The organism is Planktotalea frisia, from assembly GCF_001890925.1.
Lineage (GTDB): Bacteria > Pseudomonadota > Alphaproteobacteria > Rhodobacterales > Rhodobacteraceae > Planktotalea > Planktotalea frisia.
On the sequence record NZ_MLCB01000220.1, the window covers coordinates 1 to 14,738 of the forward strand.

The window sequence follows — 14,738 nt, forward strand, 5'->3', positions numbered from 1 at the left end:
TCAGACAATTTCCGCGTCATAACCCATGAAAAAATTCGGGTTTTGGGGTAGCAGCGGTATAACGCATGATTTTGGTTCCTTAAGCAGCAGTGTTGAGGTTTGTGAGGCCCTGATCGAGAGTTTTCCCGATCATACGGTCCATGAATAGCCCAAAAATGCGGGCAATGGGATTGCGCCCCAGATCAGCTTCCATGCGCCACTCGACGGCAGAGCCGCCCGCGCTGGGACGGACTTCGACGATTTGCTTGGGTTGACCCATTGCGCCCATGTCGATGTTGAAGGTGATAGAGCGGTCCGTCACGCGCGCCACCGTTTGGCTGCCTTTGCCGTCTTTGCCCTCAAAGTGAAAGCCTGAGCCAACACCGCTGGTCGGGCCAAACAGTGTGATCTTCAGGTTTTCGTCAGAGTCTTTGTAAGGGTTAATCTTTTGATATCCCTCATTGGACGCGAGTAGTGCGATGACTTCGCTTGGGCTTGCTTGCACCTGCGCTGTGCGCAGAACGGTGACATCGCGTGGCAAAAGTTGTGTGGCAAGTAGAGTGGCTGCGATCACGCCTGCACCAATAGCGGCTGTTGTTAGAATGGTCATTTTTCGTCTCCTCGTTGTTAAAAGCGAAAGTGCTTTCATGAGGGTGACGAACGGGAATGCGGCCAATCGACAAATTTGTGAAATTTTTTTAAAAAAAGTTTGGAACGCAGAAAAAAACCCTCGGCACAGAATGCCGAGGGCCCTTCAAACACTGAGGTTTGAGCGTGCTACCCGAGGAGGCGACGCGCAATAACCTGAGCTTGAATTTCTGCAGCGCCCTCAAAGATATTGAGGATGCGTGCATCACATAGGATACGAGAAATCTTGTATTCCAGTGCAAAACCATTGCCACCATGGATTTGCAAAGCATTGTCCGCAGCCGCCCAAGCAACACGGGCACCAAGCAGCTTCGCCATGCCTGCTTCAAGGTCGCAACGACGTCCTTCGTCTTTTTCACGAGCAGAGAAATAGGTGAGCTGACGCGCAACCATGATTTCCACTGCCATCATCGCAAGCTTGCTAGAAACGCGTGGGAAGTTGATTAGGCTCTTGCCAAATTGTTTGCGATCCTCAGCATATTGCATTCCGATATCGAGCGCGGATTGTGCGACACCAATCGCACGAGCGGCTGTTTGAATACGAGCACTCTCAAACGTTTCCATGAGCTGTTTGAACCCTTTGCCTTCCTCGCCGCCAAGCAGATTTTCACCGCTGACATGAAAGCCGTCAAACGCGAGTTCATACTCTTTCATACCGCGATAGCCGAGCACTTCAATCTCGCCACCTGTCATGCCTTTAGTTGGGAAAGGGTTCTCTTCTGTGCCGGGCGTCTTTTCGGCCAGGAACATGGACAGACCTTTGTAGTTGTCCGTCTCAGGGTCAGTGCGAGCAAGCAACGTCATAATCTGTGTGCGCGTCGCATGGGTGATCCACGTCTTATTGCCCGTCACTTTGTAATCGCCGTTCTCATCCTTAACTGCGCGCGTGCGCAATGCGCCAAGGTCAGAGCCCGTGTTTGGCTCTGTGAAAACAGCCGTCGGCAAGGTTTCGGCAGACGCCAATTGCGGCAACCATTTTTGTTTCTGTTCTTCCGTACCACCTGCGATGATGAGCTCTGCCGCAATCTCGGAGCGCGTGCCGAGCGAGCCGACACCGATATACCCGCGCGACAACTCTTCAGAGACAACGCACATTGACGCTTTGGACAGGCCAAAACCGCCATATTCCTCAGGGATCGTTAGGCCAAAGACGCCCATCTCAGCCAATTCGTCGATGACCTCCATCGGGATCAACTCATCCTTGAGATGCCAATCATGCGCGTATGGTTCGATCTTTTCGACAGAATAGCGTCGGAATTGATCACGGATCATTTCCAGCTCTTCATCAAGGCCGGATCCACCAAACATAGTGGCACCCGCTTGCTCTTGCATGAGTTCGACAAGACGCGTGCGCGCTGCTTGAGTGTTGCCACCCTGCGTGAGCGTCATAACAGAGATATCCATCATAGAGCGCATGTCGTCTTGCCCGAGGCCGATATCTTGCAGTCGCAGAATCTCTCCCTGATTCATCGGAATGCCGCCGTAGATCTGCCAGAGGTACTCGCCAAAGGTGATCTGCAAAAGCAGCTGCTCTAACTCGTTGAACTTACCGTCAGCCTGCTGGCGTTCTGCCCAACCCTGCATTTGCCGCAGGCTTTCCACATAGGTTGCAAGCCAAGCAAGCCCGTGGCTAGCCGTTTGATTTTCCTCAATAAGCTTACCAGAAATGCGGTCATTCTCGGTCACTATTGCGCGTAGTTTCTCGCGTGCAATGTCAAAGATCGCTTCGACCGGACCAAGGGCTGCTTTTGTGAGGTGCAGCAGATCCGGCAAAAGAACAGGGGCAGTCAAAGTCATGTCTTGTCCATCGTGGGGCATCGCGCGTCTCCTAAAATCGGTTTGCTTTGAAATAATCCTTTCGCACTTGCAGCGCAACTTAAATGCGCCATTGATGTGAAATTTGTTTTTATATTGCGCATTGACCTGTTTCCTTTGCGCCCTAGTAAGACCCTCGCGTGCGGTCGGACACACTGTTATGAGACTTTTATGGACGCTATCTTTTCGATTCTCTCACTACCTCTTTTCATTATAGCATTTTTCATCGCGTTGTTTGCGGGCGTGATTAAAGGCATCGTTGGTTTTGCGATGCCGATGATAATGCTCTCGGGGATAAGCACGTTTGCTGACCCAGAATTGGCGCTTGCCGCCTTGATCCTGCCGACGCTTTTTACCAACGGGATGCAAGTGTTTCGATATGGTCTGAGCGATGTTTGGCAGACGATAAAACGCTTCAAAATGTTCTTAAGCATTGGCGCGCTTACGCTCTTTAGCGCGGCGCAACTCGTCCCCGTATTATCAACAAATCTGTTGCTCTTGGTCATAGGGTTGGCGGTGACGGGTTTTGCGCTGTGGCAACTCTCTGGGCGCGCGCCGGAGCCGGGCCAATGGTCACAAAACAAAATGCTCGATGCTGGGATCGGGGCGTTTGCAGGGATAGTTGGTGGACTTTCGGGCATGTGGGGCCCTCCAACGGTCGCATATCTGACTGCGATTGGGACGCAGAAAAAACAGCAAATGCTGGCCCAAGGGGTGATCTATGGCTTGGGTGCGCTGCTTTTGATGTTGGGGCATTGGAAATCGGGCGTTTTGAACAGCACGACCTTGCCTTTGTCGCTGGCGCTTCTCATTCCAGCGATCTTTGGCATGTGGCTTGGGGGGCAAATCTCTGACCGCTTTGATCAAGCAACCTTTCGAAACGTCACGCTTTTGGTGTTGATCTTAGGCGGTTTGAACCTTTTGCGACGTGGGATTTTTGGTTAGATTTTACCGTCCGCTGGAAAAAACTTGCAATAACTGATGCGGCGCAATGCGCGCAAGGCGCAAAGCGGGCCACGCAGCAGCAATCAACGCGGCAAGCAGCGCAATCGCGGCAAGGATCAAATAGGATTTCGGGAAGACGAACATCGGCAATTGCCACCCGAACGCGGCGACGTTCACCACCGCCAAAAGCACCCAAGACAAAGCCAGCCCCAAAGGAATGGCCAAGCAGGTCACCACCAACGCCAAAACAACAGAGCGTATCAGCTCCAAACGCCCGAGTTGCGCGCGCGTCACGCCAAGGGCCCAAATTGGCGCGAGTTGGGGGAGCCGCATTTGCGCAAGGGTCAATAGGCTCATCATGATAGAAAAGCCAGCAACGCTAAGCGTTAGAATATTCAGCGCAGCCGTGACGGTGAACGTTTGCTCAAAAATACCAAGCGACAGTGCTTTGATCCGCGCCTGATTGGCAACTGCATTGGGGGACAAGCCAACCTCATTTATCAGCGTTTGTGTCACCCGTTCGATATCATCCGATGCAACGCGCAGTCCAAAACGCAGGGGCATAACTTCGGGATAAAGCGCTCGAAACGACGCTTCTCCAATAATCATCTGAGGCGCGGGGTTGCCGTAGTCAGAATAGATCCCAATGATTTCCTGACCCTCTGCGCTCGGCACAGGATCGCCAACAGACAAGCCTGCGCGCAGCGCGAGTTGTTCGTTGATGATGGCCGTCGCCGGGTCTTGCAGTCGATCCCAAACACCTTTGGCTTGCGCCAAAAGCGGCCAGTGATCGCGGTAGGTCGCATGATCATTGACGCCATAAACCTCGCCCGCTTGGCCGTTCAAAACTGTTGGCGCGCTGACAATTGGGAGAAACGCTTTGACGTCATCCGCTAAAACGCGCCGCATCACATCGGCCTGATCAGCGCTCTCTAGTGTGACATATAATTCAGAGGCCAGTCGCTGATCGAGCCAGCCTGTAAAGGTCAAACGAAAGCTCGAAACCATCGTGCTGACACCCACGTTCGTCGCAATCGCGAGCATAAGCGCCATCAAAGCCATCGACAGCCCGGGAACTTGTGAACGCGTATCGGCCCAGAACCATTGCGGCAGCGCTTTGCGACTTATGCTCTCCAAGACCGCTAAGCAGCGATCGAGCGTCCAAGGCAGTAAAAATGCAGCGCCGATCAGTAAGCAGCCAAGCAGTAGGAATCCTTGCACAAGGCTTCCCGCAAGGGAGCTGAGCAGTAGGGCAACAGCCAGGAGTACAATGCCCAAAAGGCCCATAATTCCCATGATCCGACGCGATGCATGCGCCCATGCTTGCGGCGTCCCTGCATCCATCAAAGGCAAACGCGCAAGGCGCAAGAACGTCCCGATACTGGCAACCAAAGTCCCGCCGACCGCCATGCCAAGACCCGACAACCACCAAGATGCGCGAATTTGCAGCGTGCCGGTCACGTCGGCACCGTATAGTCCGCGCAAGGTCGCGGCGACGTCGGGCAAAAGCGCAGCAGCAATGAGGTAACCGAGTAAGATGCCGAAAAGTCCCGCGAGCGTGGCAAAGATCAAAAGCTCTGCGATGAGCAAAGTGATAAGCAGACGCAGTGAAACCCCAAGCGCGCGCAAGGTGCGAAACATTGTGCGCCTTTGCTCAAAGGCGAGACCAATCGCGCCGTAAACGATGAACAAGCCGACTGCAAAAGACAGCAGGCCGAACGCTGTCAGGTTAAGGTGAAAGCTGTCCGTCAATCGGGCAATATCCCCGTCGTCTTGCGCAGCGGCGATGTAGCGCAAGGATTGCGGCAGGGCCGCCGCGTCTTGCATATTATTGGGCAGGACGAGCAAGCGATCCAAGGTATCCCCGCGCATCGCGATCCGCGCAACCGAGCCTATGTCAGCAATCGCTGTGCCCTGCGCAAGGTTGGGCGCGACGTTGTAGTCCCAGCCCAAGGCTTCAATCGCCGCTTCGCGGCCTTTTGCGACCAGAGCAAATCCAGACCCGTCAAAAAACTGATCGACGGGAATGCTCTGGATATTAAACGACCCTTGTAGGGCAGGGGCGGTCAGTGGTTCGACCCCGATCAAACGCAGGGTTTCGCCATTTAATTCCAATGTTTCTACGATTTGCGGCGTGATAAGCCAGCCAGCCCGGCGCAACGCGACATAGTCAGTGATGGCCAGAGGCTGCTCGTTGTTTGAAACAATCTGCGCAAGTTGGCTTTGATCTACCTGTGCTGCCGCGGCACCGTAACTCGCGCGTGCTTCGCTGTTGATCGCCTGCACCCCAGACCAAAGCGCCGTCGCGAGTGCGAGTCCGACGAGCAGGGTGAACAACTGCAAAGGTGAGCGCCACCAATGCGACAACAACGCGCGAAGAGCAGGACCAGCGCCCATCAGTTGATCGCGCCACTGCGTAATGTGAGCTGGCGATCCAACGCGCCTGCATGCTTTGCGGAATGGGTGACCATCAGCAAAGCTGTGTCAGTCTCTCGCGTGATCTCTAAAAGCAAGTTTAACACCGTTTGCGCTGTGTCCTCGTCCAGATTGCCTGTTGGCTCATCGGCAAGAATTAATGCGGGCTTCGCAGCCAAAGCCCGCGCGATTGCAACCCGCTGTTGTTGCCCACCAGAAAGTGCCTCGGGGTATTTGCTCAAATGATCGCTTAGCCCCATACGCTTTGCCAAAATGGCGCACCACTGTGCATCATAGCGTCCTGCAAGCTGCGCTTGAAATGCGATGTTGGCGTCAACGCGCAGGCTTGGGATTAAGTTGAATTGTTGAAAGATGATGCCAACCAAACTGCGCCGCAGTTCAGCGCGCGCGGTATCGCTGGGAACCGCTATGTTTTGTGTTTCAACCATGATCTTGCCGTGATCGGGTACATCAAGGCCAGCGACCAAGTGCAACAAAGTGCTTTTGCCGGAACCGGATTCACCCATCAACGCAAGGCTTTCACCTGCGCTCAACAACACAGATACGCCACGCAAAACATCGGTGCGCGATCCTGCAACTGTGTAGCTTTTATGAACATCTTTTGCGTCCAAGATCATGCGATCTCTCCAATAGCTTTCATTCTACTAAATAGCGGCTGTTAACCGCTTTCAAGCAAACCTCGGCTCATTGAGGTAGCTTTGATGAGGCTTTCGTTTACGAACCCTAACAATTCCTCTAAAAGCGCGCGTAATTGCTTTGCTGTGTTAACGCGTGGATCGATCTTTTGAAGAAATCTCTTACTCTTATCGCTGCGTGCGGGATGTTGGCCGCTTGCGGTGATCCGCTCTCTAAAGTTGACAAACTGTCGTCTGTCGAGCTTGCGCCAAACACTGAAACTGTCATGGCGCTGCCTGATCCTGCCAAGCAAGTACGCGCAGGCGGATTGTTTTCTGGTTTGTTTAATCGCGATCCGGCACCTGTTTCTAACACACCGGCAATCGCGCAAACGGATGCGGCTGTGAGCGAAGCATTGATTGTTGCGACACCCGCTGTAGCACCAGCCGTTGCAAATGTTGCTGCGAGCGCTGAGGCACCACAAGTTGCTGCGGCAGTGGCGCAACCTGTCCAAGCCGTTGAACCTGAAAGACGCGGATTGTTTGGCTTTATGCGTGCAAAAGAGGCACCGCAACCAGCGCAATCTGTCGGGCAAATCGTAGCGGATGCGCCCTCAGTTGCTGCTGCATCGATTGAGCAAGCAGTTGCCGTTGAGCCCGAAAAAGTCGTTCAGGTTACTCAAGCTGCACCAGAAGCGACCGCTCAACCGCGTCGTGGCTTGTTTGGTTTGTTAGCAGGTGCCCGCGCGAAGGAGCAAAGCGATGATGAGATCAAAGTGCGTACCGCTGCTTTGACGCCTACCATCGCGCCAAAAACGCTTCCGCGAAAAACGCCGCGCTCGAATACGAGCAAGCGCAAACACAAAGGCCCGGATGCACAGATTGTTGCCTTCGGCACGTCGCTGCCCCCGGGGATGGTCGCACGCGTTTGCGATTTACCCGGCGGACGTCTTGGCAAAGAGATCGAGAAATTCCCGACGCGAGGCCGTGGATATAAGCTGATCGACAGCAAACCAGGGTCCAGCGGCACGCGCCCTTTCTATGTGACAGGGTTCGATGACAACTGTGCGCGCACGTTTACCGCGGCACTCGCCTTGTTTGGCAGCCCCACGATGCACGAACAACTACGCTATGGCTTGCCGAGCAAAGTGCAGCCTTACAGCCTGACAGACCAAGCCTATGAGGGCATCAAGCGTTCTGTTTGTGGGGCGTCAAAGAACAAACCGTGCGGTGAGAAGATTACCAAACTCGAGAAAAACACCGTCTTTATTTCGATGTATGATCGCATTGGTAGCAACGCGTCTTGGTCAAATATCTTGATCCATGATGGCTGGGTTCTGGCGGCTGATCGAAAAGGCTAAGCGGTCGTCTAGTAATGCGGGGGGCGCTCGTCTCCGAGTACAATACCGCCGCCACCTTGGCTTTCGCGCTCGCCTTCGCGCGCCATCAACATTTGCACACGGTGGGTTAAGATCGCGATCTCACGCTCTTGCCGCGCAACAACGTCAGACAATTCGTCTGTCGTTTTCAGCAAGTCTGCGATTTTTTCTTCGAGGGTCTGAATTCTTATATCTGTCATAATCTCGCGCTATCACGGCGTTAGAGCATGCGCAATTGATGTGCACCTGTTGCCCCGCAGGCCCTTGGACGGTAAAGGGCAAGCACGCATGGATAGAAAAGAGAGCCCCATGGCCAAAGTGAAAAAAGCCCCCCGTCCCAAGGCGCAAGCGCCCAAAGGATTTCGCGACTATTTTGGCGCGGAAGTGACCGAGCGCGCAGAGATGCTGCAAAAGATCGCGGGCGTGTATCATCGCTATGGTTTTGACGCTTTGGAAAGCTCCGCCGTGGAAACGGTTGAAGCGCTGGGCAAATTCTTGCCCGATGTGGATCGCCCGAACGAGGGTGTCTTTGCATGGCAAGAAGATGACGACGCTGATTGGCTTGCTTTGCGTTACGATTTAACGGCTCCTTTGGCGCGTGTGTATGCGCAAAACCGCAATGATTTGCCGACGCCTTATCGCCGCTACGCGATGGGCCCTGTGTGGCGCAATGAAAAGCCGGGTCCGGGGCGCTATCGTCAGTTTTATCAGTGTGACGCGGATACTGTTGGCGCAGGTTCTGTTGCTGCGGATGCTGAAATTTGTGCGATGTTGTCTGACACGCTCGAAGTCGTTGGTATCGAGCGAGGTGACTACATTGTGCGCGTGAACAACCGCAAGGTTTTGAACGGTGTGATGGAAGTTTGCGGCATCGCGGGTGACGACAAAGAAGCCGAGCGTGGGATTGTTCTGCGCGCGATTGATAAGCTTGACCGTCTTGGTGAGGATGGCGTGCGTTTGCTCTTGGGCGAGGGTCGCAAGGACGAAAGCGGCGATTACACCAAAGGCGCTGGCCTAAGCGCTGAGCAGGCCGAAATCGTCATGGGTTTCATGTCTGCGAAACGCGAAAGCGGCGCTGCAACTGCCGCACGCCTCAGCGAGTTGGTCAAAGGCTCTGTGATTGGCGAAGCTGGCGTAAGTGAGTTGCTTACCATCGCAGAACTGCTGGAAGCTCAGGGGTACGGCTCTGATCGGATCGAGATTGATCCTTCTGTTGTGCGTGGCCTCGGCTACTACACTGGGCCTGTTTTCGAGGCTGAACTCACCTTTGAAATCCAAGACGAAAAAGGGCGTCCGCGCAACTTTGGTTCTGTTGCGGGTGGTGGTCGGTATGATGATCTTGTGAAGCGTTTCACAGGTCAGGAAGTTCCTGCGACGGGCGTTTCTATCGGTGTCGACCGCTTGCTTGCTGCGCTTCAGATGAAGGGCCGTTTGGAGAGCCATTCGGTGGGACCTGTTGTGGTTACCGTGATGGATAAGAACCGTATGGCGGACTATCAAACGATGGTGTCCGAGCTGCGCAATGCGGGTATCCGCGCAGAGGTCTATCTGGGCAATCCAAAGAACTTCGGCAACCAATTGAAATACGCGGACAAGCGCAACTCACCTATCGCGATTATCGAAGGTGGCGATGAAAAAGAGAACGGCGTTATCCAGATCAAAGACTTGATCCTTGGTGCGAAAATCGCCGAAAGCGCAACGCTTGAAGAGTGGAAAGATCGCCCAAGCCAGTATGAAGTGCCGCGTGGCGACTTGGTTGCGAAAGTACGTGAAATTCTGGAAAGCCAAGCCTGATGAACCGTGTGAGTGACAAAGCAAACACTCTGCGCACACAGTTTGAGCAGTTGGGTGCCTTGCCTGTTGAAACGGCGATTTTACAGCCTGCTGGGACGTTGCTGGATCTTTACGGCGAAGACATTCGCGGGCGTGCATACATCACATCTGATGCACTTCGCGGCGAACAGATGCTGCGCCCCGATTTTACGGTTCCTGTGGTGCAAATGCATATGGAGCGCGGCGCAGATCCCGCACGCTACACTTATGCGGGCACAGTTTTTCGTCGTCAGGAAGATGATGAGAGCCGCCCAAATGAGTACACGCAGGTGGGCTATGAGGTGTTTGATCGCGCCGAGCCGATTTCTGCGGATGCAGAGGTTTTCGCGCTGATTGCGTCTGCTTTGGGTGAAGCGCCTGTGCGCGCTTCGACGGGCGATATTGGGATTTTGGTCGCGGCTGTATCCGCGCTTGAAACGTCTGATGCGCGTAAAGCAGCGCTGCTGCGCCATATCTGGCGTCCTCGCAAATTCCGTGCGCTTTTGGAGCGTTTTTCAAAACCCGCCGCGCCGAGAGATATATTGAGTGTGGATGATCCATTTGCGAATGCCGGGCCAGAGATTGGTTTACGTCTCAAATTGGATGTCCAAATGCGCTTGGATGACCTTTGCGCGGACGCGGACGTTGCGCCGATTTCCAAGCGCGAGATCGAATTACTCGACGCACTCTTAAACGTGCGAGCGATGCTGCCAGTCGCATTGGAGCAATTGCGTGCGCTCGCGATTGATCTGCCTGCGATTGGGTCAGCGGTCGAGCGTTTGAACGCGCGGATGGTTGCGCTCAAAACGCGCGGTGTTGACGTGGCGAAGCTAGAGTTTGAGACGAGCTACGGGCGGTCTTTGATGGAATACTACGATGGCTTCGTCTTTGGTTTTTATGCTGAAACGCATGCCGATCTACCTCCCATTGCGACGGGCGGGCGGTATGATGCATTGACCAAACAGCTCGGACAAGGTGCTGAAATTCCGGCAGTGGGCGGTGTCATTCGCCCTGATCTGCTCATTGAGCTGGAGGGCGGAGCATGACCATTAAACTTGGTGTGCCGTCCAAAGGGCGCCTTATGGAAAAGACCTTCGAGTGGTTCGGCGCGCGTGGTGTTGAACTGAGCCGGACAGGGTCTGATCGCGAATATGCGGGCGCCGTGAGCGGTGTTGAAGGTGTCGAACTGGTGCTCTTGTCCGCGGGTGAAATTCCTCGTGAATTGGCGGCGGGACGCATTCATCTTGGCGTGACTGGCACCGATTTGATCCGCGAGAAGCTGAGCAATTGGGAACAGCGCGTTGACGAACTTGCGTTGCTTGGGTTTGGCCATGCGGATCTGATCATCGCTGTGCCCGACTTTTGGGTCGATGTGCGCACATTGGATGATTTGGATGCTGCTGCGGCAAAGTTTCGCGCGCGAAACAACTTTAGATTGCGGATCGCCACGAAGTATCATCGTTTGATCCGCGATTATCTGCGCCAAAATGGTGTGGCAGATTATCAATTGGTTGATAGCCAAGGCGCCACTGAGGGCACTGTGAAAAACGAAACGGCAGAGGCTGTTGCGGATATTACATCGACGGGTGAAACCCTTCGTGCAAACCATTTGCGTTTGCTAGACGATGGGCCAGCCCTGAAGTCACAGGCGACGTTGTTCCGTTCGAAAACCGCTGATCTAAGCGATAAAGAGCGCGTTGATCTGGCGGCATTGATTGCGAAGTTAGCGCTTACCTGACACCGATCTCGGCCAAAGCAGCGCTTAGCTCTGCTGGAATTGGCTCTTCGTGCGTGTGCCCTTTTGGGAGATCCGCAGGAGCATCTTCCTGCTTTAAATAACGCCAGCCCTGGAAGGGGCGTTTGAGCGCATGTTGCGTACGAATAAGGCCCGGTTTCATCACAATGGCGCAGCGGCGAATGCCATCTTCACCGACCACTTCATCGAGCCTCAAGATGGGTTGGCGTGCTTGTATGACCCCCTTGATCACCCAATAAATCGAGCCACCTTGCAAAATTTCAGGCTCACGCTTGGGCCACATGCGGGTGATGTGACGGTTTAATCCATCTGTCGCCGCAGCGCGCATCTGTTGCCACTCCTCGAGTCCTTCAACCGATTCTGTGCCAACGCTCAGTTTTATAAGGTTAATGTGCTTGTTCACAGATTTTTCCCATTTTCGACACCACATATGGTATGTGAGTTATGAGCAACATCAAGGGGTAGTATTTGCATGATGTGTCTAAAAGTTCGTTGCCGCCTATTGATCGCACCGTTAGTAGGCTATCTTAAACGTCTGCACATCAAGGGAATCGCCACATGAACCGTTTTGCCGCGCCTATCGCTGAACAGATTTGGGATATGAAGTATCGTTTCAAAGAAGCGGATGGTACGCCGATAGACGCAACCGTTGAGGATTCTTGGGGTCGTATCGCGAAAGACCTCGCCAAAGTTGAGGACGATCCAGAGCATTGGGAAGAGCAGTTTTATGCTGCTTTGGAAGATTTCAAATACCTTCCAGCAGGTCGGATTACGGCAGGTGCAGGCACTGCGCGCAATGTGACGTTGTTCAATTGCTTTGTGATGGGCACAATCCCTGATTCAATGGGCGGCATTTTCGAAATGCTCAAAGAAGCCGCGCTAACGATGCAGCAGGGTGGTGGCATTGGTTATGATTTCTCGACCATTCGCCCAAAAGGCGCGGATGTTAAGGGTGTCGCGGCAGATGCGTCCGGCCCGCTTTCGTTTATGGATGTCTGGGATGCGATGTGTCGCACTATCATGTCCGCAGGGTCGCGTCGCGGTGCGATGATGGCGACGATGCGCTGCGATCACCCCGATATTGAGGACTTCATAACAGCGAAATCCGATGCGGCACGCTTGCGCATGTTTAACGTCTCCGTGTTGATCACCGATCCATTCATGGAAGCGGTGAAAGCAGACGGGGAGTGGGAGTTGAAGTTCGACGGCGAAGTTTTCCGCACCGTGCGCGCGCTAGAGTTGTGGAACAAGATCATGCAAGGCACGTATGATTACGCGGAACCTGGTGTAATTTTCATCGATCGCATTAATAAAGCAAACAACCTTGGGTATTGTGAAACAATCGCCGCAACAAACCCATGTGGCGAGCAGCCTTTGCCGCCCTATGGTGCGTGTTTGCTTGGCTCTATTAACCTTGCGCGGCTTGTGCCGAACCCGTTCGAGGCGGATGCCGCTTTGGATTTGTCCGCTTTGAACGAGCTTGTCGCGACGGCCGTGCGCATGATGGACAATGTGGTTGATGCCTCGCGCTTTCCGCTTGATGCGCAAGCGCGCGAAGCCGCAGCAAAACGTCGGATTGGTTTGGGTGTGACCGGCTTGGCCGACGCACTTTTGATGGTTGGTCAGCGCTATGGTTCCGAGGAAGCAGCGCGTCAGACGGACGAATGGTTGCACGCGATTGCGCGCGCCGCATATCTGGCGTCGGTCGAATTGGCCAAGGAAAAGGGTCCGTTTCCATTGTTCGACGCAGAGGCCTATTTGGCCAGTGGCGCGATGATGGACATGGATGAAGACGTGCGCGAAGCGATCCGCGAGCATGGTATTCGTAACGCTTTGCTGACCTCCATTGCGCCGACAGGCACGATCAGCCTGTATGCTGGTAACGTGTCCTCTGGTATCGAGCCTGTGTTTGCCTACGCCTACACGCGCAAGGTTTTGCAGAAAGACGGGTCGCGCACGGAAGAAGAGGTCGTTGATTACGCAGTGCAAATGTGGCGCGATAAGTTTGGCGAAAAAGAATTGCCCGACTACTTTGTGAATGCTCAAACATTGGCACCGCTTGATCACGTGCGTATGCAAGCGGCAGCGCAAAAGTGGGTTGATTCAAGTATTTCCAAGACGATCAACTGCCCCGAAGATATCGCGTTTGATGACTTCAAAGAGGTCTACATGGAAGCGTGGGATTCGGGTTGCAAGGGTTGCACGACCTATCGTCCGAACGATGTGACCGGCTCTGTTCTAAGCGTTTCTGAAGATAAAAAAGCACCTGAAGTTATTGCCAATACAGATGCAGAACCGATGCGCCCACATGGTGACGTTGTCTATATGTCTGAACCTTTGGATCGCCCCCAAGCCCTTGAGGGTGCTACATATAAATTGAAGTGGCCTGACAGTGAGCACGCGATTTATTTGACTGTAAATGATGTGATCGAAGGCGGGCGTCGTCGTCCGTTTGAAGTCTTCATCAACTCCAAAAACATGGAGCACTTTGCCTGGACCGTTGCGCTGACGCGGATGATGTCGGCGGTGTTCCGTCGTGGTGGCGATGTGAGTTTCGTCGTCGAAGAGCTGAAAGCGGTCTTTGATCCGCGCGGCGGTGCTTGGGTCGGTGGGAAATATATTCCCTCGATTCTGGCTGCGATTGGCGGCGTTTTGGAGCAGCATTTGATACAGATTGGCTTCCTCGAAGGGGAAGGCATGGGGCTAAAGAGCGATCCACAAGCGGAAATCGTGAGCATGCAGCAAAACCGTGGCAAGTCTTGCCCAAGCTGCGGTCAATACGACCTCCGCATGGTTGAAGGTTGCATGACATGCGGCAGTTGCGGCCATAGCAAATGCGGCTAAGTTGAATTTTAGGAGGGTCTCGTGAAACGACAGGCAATTCAGAGCCACTTTGGCCATTTTGTCTTCCACTTTTCAGGTCTATTTCTTCCACTGACTTCTAAGTGATTAAAATCATTGAATACCAAAAGCGCCGATCCGAGAGGGTCGGCGCTTGTTTTTTTGGCCTTGGATGACTTGCGCTACCCTTGACCACATCACGGAAAACGGTGTTTGTTGAGGTCATGCTAACGTATCGTCATATCCGACTCATACGAGTTTCCTGATCTGCCTCCCACTCGAGAGCGGCATCAGAGACATGCGATTTTTATAACCTACCTTTTCGCGTGCCGCCGCTTCCCGCCGTTATCTGCTGGATTTGGAAACTGACTATGAAACGCATCAAAATTATCGACGTCCCACGATATGAAACCGATCCGAAAGTGATCGTAGAACACCTAGGCTCAGGGCTCATAACCAGAATATGACGGTTGCGGCGAGTGCGATTGCGGAGAGGAAGACGGTTGGGGATCT

The 14,738-nt window shown here is 53.8% G+C and carries 12 protein-coding genes; 6 read left to right on the plus strand and 6 right to left on the minus strand.

The window, feature by feature from the left end; genetic code table 11:
• Positions 1-79: 79 nt before the first annotated feature.
• On the minus strand, positions 80-589 hold the full coding sequence (locus PFRI_RS20130; RefSeq protein WP_072632489.1) for an SRPBCC family protein: 510 nt from the start codon (positions 587-589) through the stop codon (positions 80-82).
• A gap of 167 nt (positions 590-756) precedes the next feature.
• Positions 757-2,445 (minus strand): acyl-CoA dehydrogenase family protein, encoded by a 1,689-nt coding sequence (locus PFRI_RS20135; protein WP_072632490.1) that lies wholly within the window; start codon positions 2,443-2,445, stop codon positions 757-759.
• 168 nt (positions 2,446-2,613) lie between these two features.
• Here PFRI_RS20135 and PFRI_RS20140 point away from each other — a divergent pair, with 168 nt between their 5' ends.
• A complete protein-coding gene (locus PFRI_RS20140; RefSeq protein ID WP_072632491.1) occupies positions 2,614-3,387 on the plus strand; it encodes a sulfite exporter TauE/SafE family protein in 774 nt (257 codons plus the stop codon).
• 3 nt (positions 3,388-3,390) lie between these two features.
• On the opposite strand, the gene PFRI_RS20145 is transcribed toward PFRI_RS20140, so the two are convergent.
• Both PFRI_RS20145 and PFRI_RS20150 read right to left on the minus strand, forming a co-directional pair.
• Positions 3,391-5,784, minus strand: a complete 2,394-nt coding sequence (locus tag PFRI_RS20145; protein ID WP_072632492.1) for an FtsX-like permease family protein — start codon at positions 5,782-5,784, stop codon at positions 3,391-3,393.
• Positions 5,784-6,440, minus strand: coding sequence for an ABC transporter ATP-binding protein (locus tag PFRI_RS20150; protein WP_072632493.1), 657 nt, complete (start codon positions 6,438-6,440; stop codon positions 5,784-5,786). Before PFRI_RS20150 ends, PFRI_RS20145 begins: the two co-directional genes overlap by 1 nt.
• Positions 6,441-6,607: 167 nt before the next feature.
• On the opposite strand from PFRI_RS20150, the gene PFRI_RS20155 reads away from it, so the two are divergent.
• A complete protein-coding gene (locus PFRI_RS20155; RefSeq protein ID WP_139292159.1) occupies positions 6,608-7,798 on the plus strand; it encodes a hypothetical protein in 1,191 nt (396 codons plus the stop codon).
• An 8-nt stretch (positions 7,799-7,806) separates the two neighbouring features.
• On the opposite strand, the gene PFRI_RS20160 is transcribed toward PFRI_RS20155, so the two are convergent.
• A complete protein-coding gene (locus PFRI_RS20160) occupies positions 7,807-8,016 on the minus strand; it encodes a SlyX family protein (RefSeq protein ID WP_072632495.1) in 210 nt (69 codons plus the stop codon).
• Positions 8,017-8,125: 109 nt separating this feature from the next.
• On the opposite strand from PFRI_RS20160, the gene hisS reads away from it, so the two are divergent.
• Genes hisS through hisG form a run of 3 tightly spaced genes read left to right on the plus strand, consistent with a single transcriptional unit; the run spans position 8,126 to position 11,366 of the window.
• Positions 8,126-9,610, plus strand: a complete 1,485-nt coding sequence (hisS, locus tag PFRI_RS20165; RefSeq protein ID WP_072632496.1) for a histidine--tRNA ligase — start codon at positions 8,126-8,128, stop codon at positions 9,608-9,610.
• Complete coding sequence (locus tag PFRI_RS20170; protein WP_111445627.1) at positions 9,610-10,674, plus strand: ATP phosphoribosyltransferase regulatory subunit; 1,065 nt, start codon at positions 9,610-9,612, stop codon at positions 10,672-10,674. Before hisS ends, PFRI_RS20170 begins: the two co-directional genes overlap by 1 nt.
• A complete protein-coding gene (gene hisG, locus PFRI_RS20175; protein ID WP_072632498.1) occupies positions 10,671-11,366 on the plus strand; it encodes an ATP phosphoribosyltransferase in 696 nt (231 codons plus the stop codon). The genes PFRI_RS20170 and hisG overlap by 4 nt, the downstream gene beginning before the upstream one ends.
• On the opposite strand, the gene PFRI_RS20180 is transcribed toward hisG, so the two are convergent.
• The gene (locus tag PFRI_RS20180) at positions 11,359-11,787 is read right to left on the minus strand and encodes a DUF1489 family protein (RefSeq protein WP_111445625.1); all 429 of its coding nucleotides are present in this window, start codon (positions 11,785-11,787) and stop codon (positions 11,359-11,361) included. The genes hisG and PFRI_RS20180 overlap by 8 nt on opposite strands.
• A 155-nt stretch (positions 11,788-11,942) precedes the next feature.
• Here PFRI_RS20180 and PFRI_RS20185 point away from each other — a divergent pair, with 155 nt between their 5' ends.
• Entirely contained in the window at positions 11,943-14,228 is a 2,286-nt protein-coding gene (locus tag PFRI_RS20185; protein ID WP_072632500.1) for an adenosylcobalamin-dependent ribonucleoside-diphosphate reductase, read from the plus strand.
• Positions 14,229-14,738 lie beyond the last annotated feature (510 nt).

Bases quoted from the DNA above. Each gene is read 5' to 3' on its own strand.
- PFRI_RS20145 (WP_072632492.1), bottom strand. From the start codon at position 5,784: ATGGGCGCTGGTCCTGCTCTTCGCGCGTTGTTGTCGCATTGGTGGCGC.
- PFRI_RS20135 (WP_072632490.1), bottom strand. From the start codon at position 2,445: ATGCCCCACGATGGACAAGACATGACTTTGACTGCCCCTGTTCTTTTG.
- hisS (WP_072632496.1), top strand. From the start codon at position 8,126: ATGGCCAAAGTGAAAAAAGCCCCCCGTCCCAAGGCGCAAGCGCCCAAA.
- PFRI_RS20140 (WP_072632491.1), top strand. From the start codon at position 2,614: ATGGACGCTATCTTTTCGATTCTCTCACTACCTCTTTTCATTATAGCA.
- PFRI_RS20150 (WP_072632493.1), bottom strand. From the start codon at position 6,440: ATGATCTTGGACGCAAAAGATGTTCATAAAAGCTACACAGTTGCAGGA.
- PFRI_RS20130 (WP_072632489.1), bottom strand. From the start codon at position 589: ATGACCATTCTAACAACAGCCGCTATTGGTGCAGGCGTGATCGCAGCC.
- PFRI_RS20185 (WP_072632500.1), top strand. From the start codon at position 11,943: ATGAACCGTTTTGCCGCGCCTATCGCTGAACAGATTTGGGATATGAAG.
- hisG (WP_072632498.1), top strand. From the start codon at position 10,671: ATGACCATTAAACTTGGTGTGCCGTCCAAAGGGCGCCTTATGGAAAAG.
- PFRI_RS20160 (WP_072632495.1), bottom strand. From the start codon at position 8,016: ATGACAGATATAAGAATTCAGACCCTCGAAGAAAAAATCGCAGACTTG.
- PFRI_RS20170 (WP_111445627.1), top strand. From the start codon at position 9,610: ATGAACCGTGTGAGTGACAAAGCAAACACTCTGCGCACACAGTTTGAG.